This window comes from Xanthomonas sp. NCPPB 3583 (assembly GCF_041475715.2).
Lineage (GTDB): Bacteria > Pseudomonadota > Gammaproteobacteria > Xanthomonadales > Xanthomonadaceae > Xanthomonas > Xanthomonas euvesicatoria.
The window spans coordinates 72,191-91,141 of the sequence record NZ_JCAQNY010000002.1; the positions used below are offsets into that span (position 1 = coordinate 72,191).

General features: G+C 59.8%; 14 protein-coding genes. 1 reads left to right on the plus strand and 13 read right to left on the minus strand.

Annotated elements, in window-relative coordinates; genetic code table 11:
• Nucleotides 1-73 precede the first annotated feature (73 nt).
• From ACCQ07_RS21740 to ACCQ07_RS21780, 9 genes are all read right to left on the minus strand, one after another.
• Nucleotides 74-1,834 carry a PRTRC system ParB family protein gene (locus tag ACCQ07_RS21740; RefSeq protein ID WP_372364276.1) on the minus strand — a complete coding sequence of 587 codons (1,761 nt, stop codon included), beginning with the start codon at nucleotides 1,832-1,834 and terminating at the stop codon, nucleotides 74-76.
• Nucleotides 1,835-2,590: 756 nt separating this feature from the next.
• Nucleotides 2,591-3,715, minus strand: coding sequence for a hypothetical protein (locus tag ACCQ07_RS21745; RefSeq protein WP_372364278.1), 1,125 nt, complete (start codon nucleotides 3,713-3,715; stop codon nucleotides 2,591-2,593).
• Nucleotides 3,716-3,837: 122 nt separating this feature from the next.
• Nucleotides 3,838-4,254 carry a hypothetical protein gene (locus tag ACCQ07_RS21750; protein ID WP_161798089.1) on the minus strand — a complete coding sequence of 139 codons (417 nt, stop codon included), beginning with the start codon at nucleotides 4,252-4,254 and terminating at the stop codon, nucleotides 3,838-3,840.
• A complete protein-coding gene (locus ACCQ07_RS21755) occupies nucleotides 4,251-4,643 on the minus strand; it encodes a hypothetical protein (RefSeq protein WP_152667154.1) in 393 nt (130 codons plus the stop codon). The genes ACCQ07_RS21750 and ACCQ07_RS21755 overlap by 4 nt, the downstream gene beginning before the upstream one ends.
• Before the next feature lie 449 nt (nucleotides 4,644-5,092).
• Nucleotides 5,093-8,239 (minus strand): SNF2-related protein, encoded by a 3,147-nt coding sequence (locus ACCQ07_RS21760; RefSeq protein ID WP_372364281.1) that lies wholly within the window; start codon nucleotides 8,237-8,239, stop codon nucleotides 5,093-5,095.
• Between the two features lie 631 nt (nucleotides 8,240-8,870).
• Complete coding sequence (locus ACCQ07_RS21765; RefSeq protein ID WP_074052215.1) at nucleotides 8,871-10,022, minus strand: P-loop NTPase family protein; 1,152 nt, start codon at nucleotides 10,020-10,022, stop codon at nucleotides 8,871-8,873.
• A 567-nt stretch (nucleotides 10,023-10,589) separates the two neighbouring features.
• Entirely contained in the window at nucleotides 10,590-11,573 is a 984-nt protein-coding gene (locus ACCQ07_RS21770; RefSeq protein ID WP_372364283.1) for a PDZ domain-containing protein, read from the minus strand.
• Between the two features lie 29 nt (nucleotides 11,574-11,602).
• The gene (locus tag ACCQ07_RS21775; protein ID WP_372364285.1) at nucleotides 11,603-12,397 is read right to left on the minus strand and encodes a hypothetical protein; all 795 of its coding nucleotides are present in this window, start codon (nucleotides 12,395-12,397) and stop codon (nucleotides 11,603-11,605) included.
• Between the two features lie 137 nt (nucleotides 12,398-12,534).
• Nucleotides 12,535-13,560, minus strand: coding sequence for a hypothetical protein (locus ACCQ07_RS21780; protein WP_229006706.1), 1,026 nt, complete (start codon nucleotides 13,558-13,560; stop codon nucleotides 12,535-12,537).
• 147 nt (nucleotides 13,561-13,707) lie between these two features.
• On the opposite strand from ACCQ07_RS21780, the gene ACCQ07_RS21785 reads away from it, so the two are divergent.
• A complete protein-coding gene (locus ACCQ07_RS21785) occupies nucleotides 13,708-14,454 on the plus strand; it encodes a thermonuclease family protein (protein WP_372364286.1) in 747 nt (248 codons plus the stop codon).
• A gap of 59 nt (nucleotides 14,455-14,513) precedes the next feature.
• Here the strand turns inward: ACCQ07_RS21785 and ACCQ07_RS21790 are convergent, their stop codons facing one another.
• Genes ACCQ07_RS21790 through ACCQ07_RS21805 form a run of 4 tightly spaced genes read right to left on the minus strand, consistent with a single transcriptional unit; the run spans nucleotide 14,514 to nucleotide 18,936 of the window.
• Nucleotides 14,514-15,401 carry a recombination-associated protein RdgC gene (locus ACCQ07_RS21790; RefSeq protein WP_372364287.1) on the minus strand — a complete coding sequence of 296 codons (888 nt, stop codon included), beginning with the start codon at nucleotides 15,399-15,401 and terminating at the stop codon, nucleotides 14,514-14,516.
• Nucleotides 15,402-15,429: 28 nt separating this feature from the next.
• On the minus strand, nucleotides 15,430-16,098 hold the full coding sequence (locus ACCQ07_RS21795) for a hypothetical protein (protein ID WP_155767409.1): 669 nt from the start codon (nucleotides 16,096-16,098) through the stop codon (nucleotides 15,430-15,432).
• Nucleotides 16,095-17,003 (minus strand): hypothetical protein, encoded by a 909-nt coding sequence (locus ACCQ07_RS21800; protein ID WP_372364289.1) that lies wholly within the window; start codon nucleotides 17,001-17,003, stop codon nucleotides 16,095-16,097. The genes ACCQ07_RS21795 and ACCQ07_RS21800 overlap by 4 nt, the downstream gene beginning before the upstream one ends.
• Before the next feature lie 4 nt (nucleotides 17,004-17,007).
• Nucleotides 17,008-18,936: a single-stranded-DNA-specific exonuclease RecJ gene (locus ACCQ07_RS21805; protein ID WP_372364290.1), complete on the minus strand. Its 1,929-nt coding sequence runs from the start codon at nucleotides 18,934-18,936 to the stop codon at nucleotides 17,008-17,010.
• Nucleotides 18,937-18,951 lie beyond the last annotated feature (15 nt).

An 18,951-nucleotide genomic window follows, 5' to 3' on the forward strand; every position in this document is an offset into this window, starting at 1 on the left:
GCGAATCTCCGTGGATGTGATGTCAGGATGACTTGGCCCCTCACCCGCACATGCGGGTGCGGAGAACCTGCACTTAGTTCTTCTCGGCCACGTCGGTGTTGACGCCCGAGGGGACATAGCCGCTGAAATCGAATCCAGCTTTCAGAACCCCGTCGATGAGCTTCTTCTTGTCAAACGCGAGCAGCGCCTTGTGCTTCTTCTCGCCGTCCGACTGGGACTTGTGCCATGCGCTAAATCCACTTTCATCTAGCACCAAATGGATGGCCGGGATCGTGTGGCAGGCGAGAAATTCCTTGTTCACTACCACGTGAGGAGCCATGTCAACGTTGAAGGTCTTGACGATGGTGCGGTTGATGCGGGTGCGATCAACATCGCGCACGAAGTTCTCCGGATTCTCCGTGAGGAACTGCGAGGCCATGCTCACCATCAGCGCTTGCAAGTCACCCTTCTCCATCTGTATCAGGCGGCCGATGCGCTCACTGCTTCCGGTTTTGGCTCGCACCTTGGGCGGCAGGACGTTATCAGTCAGGCCGGAATTCGACCGGCCAAGCTGGAACAGGCCGTAAGCGGCGAGCGCAAGCAGCACACGCGGTTCGGTGGTCACGATGGACGCCGCGCCGCGCCGCACTACGGACTGGTAGGCCAGCTTTGCCGCTTTCGGAATGGCGACACGCTGAGATGACGCCTGCTGTACGCCGTCGCTTGCCTGGTCGCCAGTGGACGCAGGCTTTTTATCCGCGACCTGTTCACCCTGCTGCTTGTCTTGTGCCACTTCGACCAGCGGGGCTGCTGCCTTAGGAACGGGTGCCGACGCCGCCTTGTACGCAGCGACCTTCTCTGTGTTGCAAGTAGTGTTTCCACACTGCGGACCCTCGACGTTTCCGGTGGTCTTGCCGACGGTGTTGTCCAGAACGCACGTCCTGAAGGCACACCCACGGCACATCTCGTACTGGGCCTTGCCTACGCCATGCTCACCCTGCATCACCAGCGGAATGGTCTTGCCCGGCATGACTTCTGTGCGCAGCTCCACCACTGCGTAATCGTCTTTCAGCTCCTCGCGCCGCCCATCCACCCATGCGGCCGTCTTGGTCGAGAAGCAACCGGAGTTGGTGCAGCGCGCTGCTTCAATGTGTTCCGCGAACAAGCTGCTCTGCTGACTGGAGTTGTGCGGGCAATCCCGGCACCCAACGAGATTGAACTTCGCCTGCGCCAACGGAATCGAAACGCCCTGCAGCTGTTCGCGCAGCTGCGCGACGGACGCCCTGTGCGCGACAACCTTGGCGAGAACATCGTCTTGCTTCTCCGTGGGGAGCGTGCTCAGAAGCTCGGCATGGCCGACTTGGATCGTCCGGTCCATCAGCGCATCCATCACAGCCTTCGATGCGTGGAGCAGCTGCAGGCGGTGGCGCAGTTTGGCGACATTCCAGCCCAGCACGCGGGCGGTCTGCTCATAGTCGCCCTCGCAATCGTCCAGCTGGTCCTGTGCCAGGTAGGCTTCTTCCGGCACGCTCAGGTTCACGCGCTTCAGGTTTTCGATGCGCGCCATGCGTCGTGCCTGCTGCTCGGAGCAAATGAACACCTTCGCATCGATGCTGGTCCAGCCGATGTCCTTGGCAGCACGCCAACGGCGCTCACCCGCGATGATCTCGAACTCCTCCTCGCCCAGCTTCCGCACGGCGATGGGGTGCATCAGCCCTTCCTCGCACAGCGTGTGGCACAGGCCGTCATGCTCCTCCTGATTGAAGCGGTGGCGCGGGTTGTGGCCGGGCCGGACACGCACCATGCTAAGGGGGAGTGATGTGGTATAGGTCGCTTTTTCGAGTTGCTCGCTCATGCGGTGAGTCCAGTCGTCAGGGATGCCACCAGCATCCCCCTCGGGACGCCTGCCACTTGGGTGTGTAGAGTTCCTGCATCCGCACGCCGAGTCCTACGGCCACGTTTCGCCGCTACCTGCTGTCTTCCAACCGCGAGGTCCGCAAGCACTTCGATCTGGCCCTGGTGTCGAGTTGCGACAAGGCTGCATTGATCGGTGCATCGGCCTCGTACCAGCGCATCGAGAACACGCTGGAAGGTGAACTCACCGGCTTGATCGCGGCGCTGACGCGGGAGCCGAACGGCTTGACGCTGGGGCGGAAGACTCAGATTGCCTGCGGGAGATCTGGCCTGATAACGGGGAGATCATGCGCATTGCCGACCTTGCGCGAAAGTTCGGAATCTCCCCCTCGGCGGCAGGCGCTAACTGCCGCGCGGTCCTAACGCGACATGCGCAGGCTTCACTCGTTGGTGCCCTGCCACCTACACCCTACCTCTCGGCGCTGCGCCGGCTCCTGGTGGAGGACGCCGACGGTCGCTCGTTGTGCGGTGAGTCGGCACTCCCCGCCTCCGTGAGTGCATCCGGCGCCCTAGCTCCGATCACCGCAGTCTTGATCGGCTGGGACGTGCTACGGTGGCCCCTACCCCGTGTGTATGCCGGCTTCTTTCGCTCCGGTGCGGCCAGGGTGATGCCGGAGGAAGCGGCCGGCTTGAGAAACTACGACCGCCCGACCGTTGCAAAGAGTCGGGCTATCGCGGCAATGTTTGAGCGCAGTGGTTAGATGCGGACCGGCATGACGTAGACCCTCGCCTCGCCGCCATTGGCCAGGACAATCAGCGGTGCGTCGGGCTTGCTGACCGACAGATGCACCGGCTCACCCCGAACGGCATTTAGTGCGTCTAGCAGGTACTGGGCATTGACGCTGATGGCGAAATCCTCGACGCGACGCGCATCTTCCGGCAACTCGATGCTTTCGACGCTCCCCTGCCCCTCATTCCTGCTGGCCGGGTCTGCGGTGATGAAGCTCAACGTCCGGCCGTTCAGCTTGACGGTGACGGCTGTGCTCAGGATGAGTGTGCGCGTCAGTGTTTCCCGTAGGCCCGCCAGCCCGACATGAAACGGATTGACCGCATTGGCGGCCATGATGTTCTCGTAATCGACGTAGGCGCTGGCCAAGACGCCAACGCGAAGATCGGCATGGGCGGTCTTGATGTGCGCCATACCGCTGCCCCAGCTGAACCCGATTTGCTCGTCGGGTTTCGCCTTGGAGAGCAAGGTGCGGATGTCAGCGACCGCATTGTGGCCCAGCACGAGCTTCGTGGCTTGCGGCGTGCTGACGCTGGCGCTGGCCACAGCCATGCGTCCTCCATCTGTCCCCACGAGGCGCAGGCGCTCGCCGGTGAGGTGGAACAGCACGCCCTGGGGGAGCTTGGAATCGGGACCGAGGCCCGCAACGCCTGAGCAGGCGGCTTCCAGCAGGTACTTGAACTCGTCAGCGGCCAGCGTGAAGTCGCCGGTCGTCTGGTCCGTCTTGCCTGCCTGGCGCGTGACGGGCGAGAGCGGGCCATCGCAGTTGATGGAGAACCGGCTGCCACCGAGCTTGATGTTGAGGAAGTTGCCCTTGCGCTCCATTTCTACCGTGGAACCCGAGTCAACGCTACGCATGATGTCGCTCAGGCGCTTGGCGGATACGCCGATCTCTCCGCGCTCACGAATCGTAGCGGTCGAGCTGGTGCAGACATCTGAGTTGTCGTCGGACGTGTTGAAGTGGATCTTCGAGCCTTCACTCGCACGGATGGTCAGGCTGGCATGGCCGGTGCGGAATTTCGTTCCGCGCTGGGCTACCGACATGAGGGGTGCAATCGCCGCGAGGAGGTCGTCACGGCTGGTGGTGATCTGCATGGAATCACTCCTGATGGGTTGGCCGGGTACGTCCATCCGGCGACACAGGAGTTCCTGATCGTGACCAGCGACAGAGGGGAAGCCAGCGCTGGCTGGTGTCCTCACTTTGCCGTCAATTGGGCTTACGACTGCGGGGCGCGGTCTTCTTGCTGCGCCGCTCGCGGGGCTTCGCACACGTCTAGCAAGCTGGTGTAGTCCTGCCTGCCCACGCTCAAGGTTAGCCACCCCATGCGCTCGACACATTCAGCCGTTGCTGCCAGGTCTGGATGCGCGGACCAGAACTTCTGGGAGGGCATACCGGAAGGTCGGGCAAAGTTCACATATGACATGCAGACTTCGCGAAGCCCCGTCTTGCACTGTGCGTTGACCCAGTTCGTCCACACCAGATTCTGTGCTCCCAGTTCTTGCCAGTGGTGATTCCATGCCAGCGCAGATACAGTCAGCAGTACCAGTAGGATGTGGCGTACCCATCGGCCGATGCGTCGCTCTCGGGCAGTCCAGTTTCCGCCGTGGGCCAAGGCGACAAACAGTTCGTTCATCCGACCTTCCACGATGCTTCGGCATGCATGTCCCACTGACGCGGCTCGCACTCAGTGGTGTGCAGACGCTGCGACAAGGCAATGTACGGCAGCTCAGGGTGCGCAACGAACTTAGCCGCGCCCTGTACGCGCGAGAGGGGTACGGCTACTCGCATCCTGGTCAGGTCGAAGATCTCCACGGTCGGGGCCAGGCCAACAACGAGCGTTTCCACGGCTGCTCCGATGTGGAAGTAGCCATCCTCCAAGGTCCAGGAGTTCTCACGTCGGCAAGCCAGCATGCCCTGACGCTCGAACAGCCTCTGCTTGAGCGCCATCAGGCGGCCCGCTTCGATCAGATCCTCATTGGACTCCATAGGCTCGAAGAAGAGATTGCCGTTGCGGCCGTCCATTACGTACAGCCCCGTCGCGCCCTGCTCGCGTGAGTACCCGTGTAAGTGACTTGCCCGCAGCACATAGGTGCAGGGTCCGATGATCCGTTGCAGGATTGGCTGGTGACGCCAGAGGCGGCAGTTTAGTTCTGTGGTGGGCGCGCTGTTCAAGTTGTTCGGTACCGTGGAAACTCGGTACGTATAGGCTGCACCGCCCATCGCGACTTGGGAAAGCGGGTTTAGGGGGTCATTGGGCGCGACAGGTCAGCACTGTCGAGATTGCGCCACTGGCAACCCATTTGTCATTGAGACTGACGACTGCACCGCGATGTATAAGGCGATCTAGCCAGATTGTCCTTGCCCCTTCCTTGTCCACCTCCGAGCCGAGAATATTCGCGACCGATGGGATCGAGCTGCCCTGTCGGCGCAAGACCACTGTCTGCTCATTGACCATCACGTCGTAGATTTCACTATGCCGCATGTCTGATCTCTGCCTTAGTTGCTTGGCGGTATTCGCGGCCCTTTATGCCTTGGCGCGCAGCGAGCCTGTCCACGAACTCATTGATAATCCGGTCGAGGTGCTTGTAGTCATCGAGGATTTCTTCTGGCTCAAGAAGATCGATGGCTTCGAACTCTGAAACCTGTTTCCATTGGCAAACCTGCGCCTGGTACTCATCCAGCGATCCGCCAAGATGCACGAACTCTACGTGTACCTCGCTGGTCTGCTGGGGGCGCAATGTTCGCGCAATCGCCTGTCGCTCTGTCTTGGAATTCCAAGCACGAACTGCGAGAAGGACGTAGTTGGCCTGGTAGAGATTCAGTCCCGTTTGCCCTGTCCCGTAACTGGCAACAAGCACTGATGCCGGGCCGTAGCGGAACTCCGAATTCATCCTGCGTGTCCGGGACTTGATACTGCTTTTTCCGTGGAAAGGTACCGCGTGGACACCACGGTGGTTCAGTGCTGCTGCAAGCCGCTCGCTCATCTCCGGACCATCGACATACAGCAAAATCTTGCGACCCTCGGCAGCTAGCTTGCTTGCCCTCTCGACCAAGTATCGCTCTTTGCTAGTCATTGGCATGTAGCTGCCGAAGTATTCGTTCTTGTAGCTGGGCTGGTTGCCGGCCTTGAGTACGGCGCTGATGCGGGCCAACAGCGCAACCATATTGAGACTGCTTCTGCCCTGCTCGGCATCAGCTTTGATCCGGCGGTAGCGCTCGCTGAACTCATCGGCCACGGTCAAGAAATACGCAAGGTGGTCGTGATCCCAATCCAGCGTTGTGATGCTGCTAGTACAGACCGGCGCCTTAAAGTGTTTCGCAACATCCGGCTCGGCCACAATGCGCCGCTTAAGCACCGGAGCCAGCCACTCACGCAGCCGTTGGACGTTGTTGATCTTCGGAACTTGCCTTTTGCCGCCACTTGTCAGGCCGTCGATCCACTCAGCCGTAACCCACTCAAACACGCAATGCTGATCGCTGAAGCGATCGACGGCGCGTTCGCAATAGTCCATGGAAGTCAGCAAGCGCGGCTCGACGTATAGACCGCGGCGACCGTATGGATTGACTGCGTTGTTGTTGCCAACTGCCCATCCGACCAGACCCAGCAGATCCTGCACCAGATTTGGAATGGGTGTTCCAGTGAAGACGTATCGACGCTTGGGCGAGAGCTGCCAGACCGCCTGGGTGCGCAGACTTTCTTCGGCCTTCAGTGCGTGACCTTCGTCACAAGCAACGGTATTGAATCGGCGACGTAGCAAGTGGGAGAACGTCCGCTTGCGACCGGGAAGCTGTTTGCGGAGAGTGTTGTAGCTGACAATGTTGAGCACCTTGAGCTTGCGTGCGTCGGCCTCCGTCTCGATTACCTGCCACAACGATTCATCAATGGCAGCTGCCTTGAGCTGATCGGTGTATTCCTCGATCAGGTGTGGCTCCACGACCACCGCATTTCTAAGGCCGCCCATCATCGCGACGGCCGCACTGATGTAGCTCTTGCCGCACCCCATCTCACCTGCGAAAACGCCGCCGCGGCTGGTGGTGATCTCCATCGCATCCTCGCGCTGGAAATCCCAGAGTCCCACGGCTTCGAGACCTACACCCTGGAACCGGGCTTCGCGGCAACGCGCAAGAGCGGGGAATGTCGTAAGCCGACCGGGATGGGCGTCGATCCAGCCCGAGTCGGCCACGGCAGTTTCAATGTCGAACTTCTTGGCGCACTCGCCCGGCTCCATCACCAGTGAATGCTGACCGTCTTCCGTAACGAAGGTGTACTTGTAGCCGTCCCAATGGAGAGACACTGAATCGCCTCGCCGAATGACTGGGCCGACCCATACTTTCGGGTTGACGATCACATTAGCTTTTGCCGTGGCCTGGACAATGCCAACCGACGTGCAGACCGCATCTGAGCGAACAACATGACGTAAAGGCGTGCGATCGATCCGCACACGGCGAGCCATACGACGCATGTAACCCAGCAAGCCAGGATCCACATCCGGGCTTCCGCCCAGGTCAGCAATCCGGGAGACGGTTGCTTGCAGCGCGGCCACCGGGTCATCCTGCATTAGGTAGGCGCCGATGATCAGTGCGCCCTCCCCCAGATAGTTCACGCCGCGCGGGTATCGGTGCTGCTCCGAGCGCGTTACAGGCCCACGGAGCAGACCATTCATCACCTTTGCTTGTACCAGCCCGCAGTTGAAACCCAGGCGTATGTTCCGGCCAGCGCGGAACACGCGCACGGCCTTGTCGCCAGTCACCGGCAGGTGGATGCACTGGACTGCACCTTCACTTCGGCGCAAGGCCAGTTGCTTGGGTCCGCGGCGCTCTTTTCGCCAACCCGAGCCCAGGTTGAGATCCGGGAGGACATCTGCAAGGTCCGACATCACCACATGGACTGGCAACTGATCCATTGGGGCGCCGAAGACGATCAAGCTGACCTCTACCGCGGTACCCTGGTCGATGAAGCTGCATGCCGGTAAGTCAACAAGCGCATGAAATCGAGCACTTGATTCGTGCTGATTCCATGCATGGTGAGCGTAGGTGGTTGGCAATAGCACCACTCCGATCTCTGCTGCTGCCAGAGCCTGCGCCAGCGCATAGGGATGCGATATGGCTGAGGTATTGGGTCCGAAGCGACCGTATGACGTGCAGGCGTAGTCCATCATGTGGACGCTCTGCAGGTGCACTGAGAACGGTGGATTGGCCAAAGCAATGTCGTATCGCTTAGGCCGTACATCTGTCATGTTCGCGCATAGAAGGTCGTGCTCGACCCCGGCCGCTTCGAGCGCCTTGCCCAGTGCGTCCAAGCTTTCGCCATGGATGTCGATTCCTGCGACCTTGTGTTGGTCTGCGCGGGCAAACTGAATCAGGGATCCCTTGCCGATGGAGTTGTCGATCACGCTGACCTTGCAGCCAGTGCGCCGGCGAATACTCTCCATCTCTGGAAGGAGGATGCGCCACATCAGGCCCGCTACATCATCAGGGGTAAAGTACTGCGCCAAGTTCTCGCGACGGGCTGCAGCGAGACCACCAAGCGATCCTGGGCGTTCTTTGGTTTCGCCTAACGACTTGATGTTGCGAAGGCTGTCGAACCAGCAGGGAGAGGTAGCGGCATTGATTTCCATGCCGTTATCCTGATGTGCTGGATCAATGCCGGATGCGGGCGCAGGCTTCCTGCATCGTTAGACCTAAGAGCTCCTCGCGCTGGGGGAACGAGAGATCGAGCAAGGACACTTCCGCGATGCAGTCGATGTCATGACGGACTGGATAGGGAGGACGAATGAAGGTGGTCCTCCTGGAACACAACTCACACGCCGGCTGTTGAGAGCACTCTGATCTCACTGCGGGCCAAGATGCTGCAGGATAGCCGGCTGATCAGACGCGCTGGCACTCAACGCGTGTCGAGAGCCCCGGCCCAAACGCTTGGGCTCACACTGTGCGAAGGGCGAGTTTTGCAGGCCGGCCCTAGCCCAGTTTAGCCAGCTCGTCTTCAAAGTACGCTAGTGCTTCTTCACCCGCGAGGCTTGGCCTGATGTGGACTTTCTCCACTGACAGAAACCCACTTTCCCGGATAAAGACGAAGCCAGAGTCCTCGAGCGCTTGGGCGGGCTTCGAGATGGCGATGCGTGTGCATCCCTGATGCTCGACGCACTCGGACAATAGGCGTCGAGCGGCCGGCCCCATCCGCTGCAGCTCTAGTGCCGACGTACGCACATCCTCTATCGATTCATGTCCTAGCAGCAGCATTTGTCGTCCTCAGTCCTGCGGTGGCCACTCTCCATTTTTGACGAGCATTTCGTACCAAGTACGCATACCACTGTCCACAGGTGCATAGTCTCCGCGTGCGGATTTCCATATCAGTGGCGGATCGATCTCGCGCAGCCTTTCGATGGCATTTCGCGCAGCGCCCGCCAGCACTTGCTTACCTTGCGCCTTGGTGTATTCCTCCAGCGCCTTTACATCGAAGAGCTTTCCCGTCCTTCCGTGTGACAGAACACGCGTGAGCACCGCACGCTGCAACTTGGTCAACCCAAGGTACGCGGTTTCGTACAGCGCGAACTGCTCTTCTTCATACTCATCCGCCAGCTTGTCGAACTGGTCGTGCAGATCCTTTTTGGTTTTCGGTCCCAAGATGCCGGTGAGCGTGTTGAATTTCTTGAGAAATGGCTCGGGCCTATGGTGGAACTTCACGAACGCCTTGTAGAAGCGCTCGTTGTCCGGCTGCAATTCCGGCTTCTCTACCGCCAGCAGGCCGGCGTAGAAGTCGGTGAAGGCCTTGTCCAATAGCGGAAGCGTCGTGATATCTGAGCCGAAGAATGGTGTCGCGTTGCCGTGCACTAGTCGCAACAGCTTGTCCCTGTCGGATCCCGACATCACAAGGATTAGGTTCCGTGCACCCGGCCTGTTGATCGTGTCCCTTGCAGACTTGAGCCCAAACATGAGGGTCATGCCGCCTTCGTACTTGATGACGTGCTGTGCTTCGTCGACGATGAATACCACCGGCTTGCCGGCTCGCTTCTGCAACTCCTGCAATGCATCGGCCACACTTGCTCCAGGATCCTTACCCACGGCATCGAGGCTGAACTCCACCCCGTGGATGGAAACCTTAGTCAGTCCTGCTGCTTTAGCTACTTTGGCGATCTTCCCCTGCTGCTGTGCCAAGGCGTTAGCAATCGTGAAGGAAATCAGATCTACCGGATCGGCATCCTGTTTCTTCCACAGGTCGACGTACAGCACCAGGGCGCCTTTTTCCTCCAGCGCTGGGGTGAGGTCTTCTTGCAGGAACGTACTTTTGCCAGTGCGCCGCGGTGCTCCCAGGAACAGGGTGTCTGTAGCAAACATGCTCTGCCCGAGAAGCTGCTGAGTCAGCTCAGCTGCGAACTCAGGACGGGGAAAATGTTGATCCATTGGGATTACCTCGCTCGTTGAGCCGACACGTTAAATTAACTATAGGCCACGCTTTAGGGTGTTAAAGCGATTCTCGGGTGTACTTTACACCTGTCATCAGCAAGATACGTTAATTTAACTTTAACCGCCTTTCTGAAAACTGCCTTTACACTCTTTGCATCTGTGCCCAACGCTGCCTGGCAGCTAGCACTACCTTGCAGCGAGCAGCCAGGGGGGTGCCGGGCAGCTGCGGCATGCCTATGGGCAGCCAGGATCGAGCTCAGATGGGCTTGCAATCCACGTCGGTCCGAGGCAGATGGCTGCCAGGCGCACGCCGGGCCACCAGTGCGATCGCAGCCTCCGCGAGGTTCTGATTGGGGGTGTCTGGGAAGTAGCAGCGCCGGCACCGCTATGCATGGGTGGCTCCTGTCTGATCAAACCAGCCTGCCATGTCCGCTCACGACACCTATGGAGTGTCATGAACCTGCGTCGGGGCGCCGCCGAGGCCTCGCCGCCCTACCCTTGAAACGCAACGGGCGGCCCGTATGAACAGGCCGCCCGTCTTAACGATTCGAGAGCTTCCGGAACTCAGCCTTCCTTCTGCCCTGCTCGGCGGCCCTCTGGCTTCAATTCTTGTCCAGCCTGCACCTTCGCCAGCACTTCATCGCGAGCTGCCGTCAGCTCCTGCAGGCGCTCTGGCGAAGCCTGTGATTGACCCAGCGCCCGGCCGATGAAGCGGTTTCCCGTCGTGTTGGCGAAGACGCTCTCCCAGAAAAGCGGCACGCCACTCACGTCATCGCCCGTACGCGCCAGCAGATAGACGCTCAGGTAGTCCTGCTCCAGGTCCTGGGATTCGCCATTGCGGAAGCGGGCAAACGCATTGCCCGTAACCGGTGCCTGATGACCCGTCAGCATGCTCGCCGCACCCGAGAGCAGGTCGAACTTGCGGCCCTGCTTTTGGTTCTGACCCTGATGGTCGAGGATCACGCGAGCCAAGTAGCGGCTGACGTAGGTGCGGATCTCCAGCGGACTGCTGGCATAGCTGTCGATCGCGTTGCCCAGCAGCAGCGCAGTGCCCTGCGTGGTAGTGGGAATCGGCTTCGGGATATACATCACGTTGAACTTGCACGCGTTGACCGGGGTGACTTCCACGGTGGCCTCTGCGCCGTCACGCAGGTAAGTGACCTGCAGCGGCTGGCCTACCTCGGCCTCATCCGCGAACACCTCGTCGAATCGCTCGGTAACCTGCTCGAGTTTCCGGGTCTTGAGTGCCTTGCCGTTGAAGGCGACCAGCTCATCGAAGTCTTTCAGACCGGAGGCAGCGGCCGGGGACCCTTCTCCCACTCCGAAGATCATCGGGCGGTTTTCCATTGACCCAACCTGCGTGAAACCCAGCGCCGGTCCAGTCGTCTGGCCGCAAAGCTCCACATTGGCTTGCGCCAGCGGCCACGCGGCACTACTGATCTGGCCCCAGCGGCTGATTTCCTCGCGGGGCTGCATCGCAGCCGCGGAAGCGGTCAAGGAAGTCAGCGAGAAAGCGGCAGAGACGGCAAAAAGTGTGATGCAGTTCATTCGTCAGGTCCTTGAAAGTTCGGAAGCTGTTATCGGCCGGTGTTGAGGGAAATGAACTCGCTGAGGTATTCGGCGAACTCGGGTGAGAAATGAAACTCGTACTTCGACACCATCACCCTCAGCTGGAATCCACAGACGGAAATGATGCTTGGGCTCCGAGAAATTGCACGCGTCTGCTGCTGCAGGTCGTCATAACTGGGAATGGCTGTGGGCTGGCTCCTCGCGGTGTTGTTGTTGAAATGGACCACAACTTCTTGCAGTACTGATATCTTTTTGCGAAGCCATTCGACGGTAAAATAGTTGTAGTTGTTGCACTTGCTGTACTTCTTGTCGTCGCTGTCAATGGTCGGGCGATAGTCCAGCACCACGGCACCTGAGCGATGGACAACTTCCTTGCGGTCGATGAGGAACTCGCTGACGAAGCGAGTGGCAAGCTGGCGGTTGGCTTCGTTCTCGGCATCCTCGACCGGCAGCAGTACGTTCAGGCCGTCAATAGCGCGATGTACTGCAGCCTTGATGTCCACACTGGGAAGATCCGCGTCCCAGCGACAGGCGAGGCTTTCGATAAAGCCGCGTTTGACGTCACAGTCATCAAGTCTGGGGCGTATACCGAACCGCGTGCGATTTTCGAGGAACGCGTCATGGACCCGGTGATAGGCTTCTTTGGCAGCCTTCTCAAAAAATATGAGTGGATCGAATTGCTGCAGAGTGCAGCGGCCCTGGATGACATGTAGGCGGTCAGCAAACGCGACCGCCTCATCCCTGAGAGATTCCAGAGCAGATGCAATGTCGTTACAGGATTGATCCAAGACAACAGCGTTCATGGGTGTGCAACTGAGTTCGTTGAATGACCTCAGTATGCAAATCTGCAGCGCATCCCCTATCAGGCGCGGACTTCTTGCAACTCGCTCGAATCCACTGGCCGACTTGATCGACGTCCAACGTCAAGTGGATGGCATCACTAGCGCTTGCGAGTGGCCACCGCGATCGGGAGCTGGCCTGGAAAAGGCCGCTGTATCACTTCGATGTCCCAAGAACTGGGTAACAAGCTGCGCTCAAGAAGAATGGCGTCATTGAAGGACGCCAATGCCTTCTCATAGCTCTTCGACCACACCAATACGTTGTCCAGCACCACGGACTGCGGGCTTGGGGTACCCGGGTCCGGGCGGCGGCCGTCCATCGCAAGGATCCACTTGGTCAGTGCGGACGTCAGTGCGCCGAGCGACAGTACGCGGATGGCCAGCGCGGTGAACGCTCGCTCTCCAATGATCCTGGCGGCGTCAGCAAGCGAGATTTCGTCCAATGCAGACTTGTCCCACTGCTGCAGTTCGTCGGCGGATAGAGCCTTACGTGCTAACACAAACTCTTCGCGGTAGAACTGGCTCAGTACCCGCAGCCGGCGCCAGGCGCCGGCAGGATCGCAGGGTGCCATAACGTCCAGCGCGGTCTTGGCAAACCTAGCCATCAGCTCATTCATCATCGCCGTGGCGATATGCCGGCGGTCGACAAGCTCGATCACCACCACATCCTCGCCGGCCTCCGGCGCAGGGGACAGGGGCATGAGCGGAGGAATCGAGAACCCTTCGTCCTTGCCATCTCCCTTCCAGTACAGCGTGCCGCTCACCTCGACTGGCACGGTCTCCCAGGCCGCGGTCGGCAGGTCCACGTCCTCCGCCGGATAAGGATGCATGTAGACCCTGATCGGGGGGGTGGCCTGCAAAAGACTGTCGGTGAGCGATGAGCTCCGCCGGCCCACGTGGTGGGCATAGCCCTCCCACTCTCGTTGGGCCAAGTCCCCCAAGACAGCCACAATGCGATCAGCCATTTCGGTAGGGGTTTTGCCTCGGGCCGCCGCCCCCTGCCCCAGCAAGGTGACATCGTGGGCAATGTCGCGCAGCACCTGGTAGCGAGCCAAGAACCAGGCCTGCCCTGGGTCGTGGATCGCGGTGGTGGGTTCGGCCTGGTCCAGCGTGTTGTCTGCGCTCATTTGTCTTCTTTGTACTGTCTAAGCCTGAGCGGCCAAGGATACGGGGCAAGGAATACAGCCAACAATGGTGAAAACACCCCTTCATTTCTGGGATTCGTTACACAAGCTCGACCCTAGGCTAGTTTTCCCAACATCCAGGGCAATCCAATGAAGAAGACCAAACCCCAATGGCGCGGCCTAATCGGCGCCGGCGTCGTCATGTGCGCTGTCCTGGGCGGCGGCGTATACCTGATCCACTCCATGGGCTCCAACGCCGAAGAGAGCGGTGCGAACCCCCTGGCCCCGATAGCCCGGCTCTTCAACCTGTCCCCAAAAGACTACTCCCCGCCGCCGCTGACGGGCCCCATTCCCGACTACCGGCAGCCGACCGGCGGCGCTGAGACCTCCGGCGACTCCCCGTCGCTGGCCAATACCCTCGACAAGGTGGACCTGGGCGGCTTGATTAAGTCCAAGGCTGAGATCCGCCGCGACTCTCAGGAGGCGGTGGGCGCCATCCTCGGGGCTGCGCAGGTGGTCGACGGGGACACGATCGATGTCGCGGGTCAGCGGATCCGCCTTTACGGGATTGACGCTCCGGAGCTGGCTCAGAACTGCATGCACGCGACTGGCCAATGGGATTGTGGCCGCCGGTCGGCCCTGTGGCTGCAGCAGCTCATCAGCACCAACGAACTCTCCTGCATCTCCAAGGGAAGCGATCGCTACGGCCGCATCGTGGCAACATGCACGATGGGCGACCTTGATGTGGCTTCAGAGATGGTCAGCAACGGCTGGGCGTTGGCCTATCGCTCGATCACCAAGACCTATGCGATCACTGAAGGCAAGGCAAAGCGCAATCATCTGGGATTGTGGGACAGCAAGTTTGCCAACCCTTGGGATTTTCGTCAGGAGAAATGATGCGCAAAAAGGCCCGGGAGTTCCCGGGCCTTTTTTTTGGGGCGATTCCCCATACAAGGCTACGTTGCAACGCTGAGTTGGAACGAACCACGCAAACTATCCAGTAGGCGTCGAAAATATGTCGCAAACAGAAGCAGTTCTGCATCGACGTGGGCCTGCATGTCGTCCTGGCCGTCAGGAAGCTCGGTTTCAACCAGCACGGAAAACTTGCTCACCGCTAGCGATTCATCCAGCACGAACTCGTAGTCATCGCCCACGCTTGCTGCGAGTCGTGAGACCTTCATGCCGGCTTCGAGGTGTTTGGCCACCTCTTCCGAATGAAGGTCCACACCCTTGATTCGCACGCTCGCCGAGTCCGGCCCCTTCAGCACGCACTCATCGCCCAAGGTCCACAACTCAGGCAGATTCCCACTGGCAAGCCAGTCCGTCATCCGGCTCGCCGGCAGGTCCGGAGACGATAGAGGAATCGCCGGAAAGGAACCGATCGCCGCGCGAACGTGAGATACGACAGTCTCGGCGGCCTTTCGACTACTGGTGTTGACAACAAAGAAATGTCGCTCCTGGTCGATTAGCGCGAAGGCCTTCTTCTTGACAGTGAAGGAGCGAGCCATCAGCTCCGCAACTACCTCATCCTTCAAGCGCTTTCGCATTCGCCCACCTGGTCTGCGACCCTCCTTTTCCTCGTGCTCCTTTACTTTCGCTTCAAGCCGCTCATCCACCACGGCAGGCGGCACGATGCGCGACTCGGTTTGTACTGCAATCAGAATTAGCTCACCCGTTCGATAGGCGAAAGGCGCGTCATCCATGTACACAGGCGGCACGAAACCCTCACTGGACATCGCCGACGGCTCGCACGGTTTGAACGGCAGCTCGGCAAGCATGGCTTCGAGCGGAGTGAAATCAAGCCCTGGCGGGTAGCTAAAAACGATGGCCTTTGAAAAGTGCATTTGCGCCTCTGTGATGCGATGGTGGTGCTTAGCGCGGGATCGACATGCCTGGTGGCTGACCGCGACGCTCCATCTCGATGCGATCGAACGGATCGACAGGAATCGCTTCGCGAGCCTGCGCCAAACGCTCCTGTTCTTTGCGCGCCTCTACAATGACTTGCATCGGGGTGCGGCCGTTGATGGTGGGGAGGATGTGCTGAAACAGTGCCGTATCAGGAATGGCCGTCGGATCCTGACCGTATGCGGTGAAGTCGGTGCCCTTCAGGCGCGTCACCGCCAGGAAGCGGACGGCGAAATCCAGCGCCTCGGCGTCGTTCGCCGGCAGTGCCGCGTAGATCTGCTTCAGCGAGTCCAGGGCCACGTCAATATTCGGGGCGTTGATGGTGAGCGTGAAGGTCGGATCGCCCTCTGCAAACTGTCCAAGTTCCGAGAGGGCGGCGACGCGGCCCGGATGGTTGTTCAACTGGGTCAGCGGATCGATCGACGTCACCTCCGATGCCAGTCCCGCAGTGTCCTTGATGTTGGATAGGCGATTGACGGCTACCGCCGACCTCGGCGCGAGCTTGCTGAGTAGATTCTGGGGCGTATGCTCGCCAGAATTCGATGACAAGGATTGGCGCACCGCCAGCGTACCGGCGAGACCAACAAATGCCACCAAGCCGATGATGTAGCCGCGGCTCCAGGTCATCGGGCTCACTGCGTCGTCCTGGTGCTGCCCATCCCGGTCGCCGTCATCGCCAGCTGTCCACGGATGTGGGCGGATGCGGCTTCCAGCAGGTTAAGCTGGGTGATGTCACCCGCTTGCCACTTCGGCGCCGAGAGAAAAACCTTACCGTCCGCACCGGTCAGCTCCAACATTGCCGCGTCCAGCACCGGCTTGATCTCCTCCGCTCCCTTGGCCACGCCACTGAAGTAGCTGAAGACCTCAAGGTCTGCAGTCTGGCCAGGCAGCAGCGGCTTGTCGAACTGTTTCTCCACGCGCTGGCTCAGCCATGGGGTCAAGCTGCCATCAGGTCCGAAATTGACCATCATCACCGCCTTCGAGACGGGGACATCCAGGTTGTTCTGAACAGTCAGCTTCAGGCGAAGCGCTAAAGATCCTGCAGCTTCCGACAGCGACGCACTTGCATTCGCATAGTCGGCTTTGATCACGGTGAAGTTGGACATCTTGGTGCCAATCTCCTCTGCGGCCTTCTGGCGGCGGCGCAGCTCGGCCAGCTGTTTGTCGTAGGTCGCAAGCTGGGTCGTATAGTTCTGGCGAAGCTTGCCGGCCAACACCAGCAGTTCGTCCTTACTGAGGTTGTCGACCAACGGCTTGACCGTACGAAATGCTTCTTCCTTGGTAGGCATACGGCCCTTGGCCGCTTGCTCCATGATCAGCTGCGGGTCGATGCTAAAGCGCGCGACGTCAGCCAGTGCGACATCAAGCTGGTCTAGCTCCGCTCGATCGGTAAGGTTTACGCGGATCTTGTCAACGGAGTTCAGCAGTGCCTCCTGCGACGACGCGTCGATCAAGTTCCGATCGGACTTGTTGCAGGCAGCCAGGCCAAGGGCGATTGCGCACATCACAGCGCAGGTTCGGGCTTTGTCGAGAATGGACATGGTTTCAGCTCGTAGTAGTGGACGCCTTTCGGGCGTGTTTGATTTGCAGGTCAACCGAAGTGTTGCCACGATAGGTGTTGGAGGTAAGCGTGTATGCGGCATTGACCATATCGCCTGGGGCAACTGGGACATCGGCTTCCGAAGGCTCTGGGCGAAACACTGACGTCTTGATCGCCCCAAACCAGATGGCAGATGTGACACCACCGTATCGATCCTTCAGGCTGAGCTTGACGTGCGTCTTATCGGCACCGATGACCCGGGCACTGAGAACTTGGAACTGGCCGTGGAAAACGGGCGGGTCGAATTCGCGGCCGTAGGGCTCCAGTTGGTTCAGTTCATCAACCATGGCCAGCGACGGCGAGGCGTCCAGTTCACCGTCCGAATGAATCAGGGGATGCAGTTGCGATGGATGAACTTGCAGTAGTACCGCTTCGCAGAACAGCTCCTGCAGCAGCTGGATGTTACCCGCCTGCACCCGTAATCCTCCGGCGCCGTGGTGGCCACCATGCGATAGCAGCAAGCCCGGCTCCCATTCGACCACTTGGTCCATCGCCTGCTTGATGTTCACACCGGCGGCAGTACGAAGTGAACCAGTGAAAACGCCCACCTCACCCTCTTTGGGAGAGAGCATCATGGTGGGGCGGCCCAGAGCTTCAGTGAGTCTGCTCGCAGTTATCCCGTGGCAACCTGCGTGACCGTTCTCCAGGCATACGACAATGGCAGGACTGTCGCTGCTCGCCTGCAGCGCAGCGATCGCCATCGCAGCGGCAGTCATCTCCTTCTCGATGCCCCGGCGAGTCGTGTTGTCTTCCTCCAGGACGGTGGCCAACCGGACCGCTTCGTCGTAGTCCTTGCTCATCAGGAATTGGACACCGGTCATGGCCTCACTCAGTCGTGATCGGGCATTCAATCGTGGGCCAATCTTCCAGGCCAAATCAGGCGCCGAGTACGCATCCTTTTTACCCAGTACAACTGCCATACCTTCCCACGCAGGTCGTCGCCTGGAGTTCATGACCTTCAGCCCGTGCGCGATGAGCGCGCGGTTGTTGATCGATCTCGACAAGCTCACTGCGTCGCAGGCACTACCCAGCGCAACCCAGTCCAGTAGGTCGCCCAGGCGCGGTGCATCAGCAGGCAAGTGGCCACGATTGATCAGCTCGGCTCGCACTGCACACATGACCAGCCAGGCCACATGGCAGCCGGCCACATTCTTGTCGGCGAAGCTGGAATCAGCACGAGCGGGATTGACCACGGCAACAGCGTCCTGGGGGATGCCGCGTGCCGGAATTTCGTGATGGTCGGTCACCACCGTGTCGATGCCCTCCTCCCTCATGCGCGTTATCCGGTCATGGTCCGCGCTGCCCTGATCACCGGTGATGATGAGTGAAGGAAGAGGATGGTGCTGCAGAATGCGATCGACCACGGCGTTGCTGACACCGTATCCCTCCTTCATGCGGTGCGAGTTGAACAGGAGCACGTCCTGCTGGGCCATGCCAAAAAACTCAACCAGCGAGGCCAACATCACTGCGCCGGCAGTGCTGCCGTCTGCGTCATGATCGACCACACACGCAATAACCTCGCGACCCTGTATCGCGGTGCAGATACGATCCACCGCGATGTCGATGTCAGGAAGCTGATGATAGGAATCCAGATCAGCGATGCGTGGATGCACGCGTTGGCGAACGGACAGACCACTTTCCTCAGCCTTCATGCGGCCGGCGATAACACGAGCCTGTAGCGGCGTGAACCCATCGCGCTCTGCGGCTCGCAAGATCGATGCATCGACCGAGCGCTTGCGGATTTTCGGATCTGGAGTCACATCAAGAAGTCCAAACGGCAGAGACCCAACATTAAAGGCGCCGCCCGTACCCTCATTGGGGTTCTGGCTTCTTTCTCCGCGACTGATGAAATTCGGGACGAGGACGGCGCTCATGGTCTAGCGGCACAC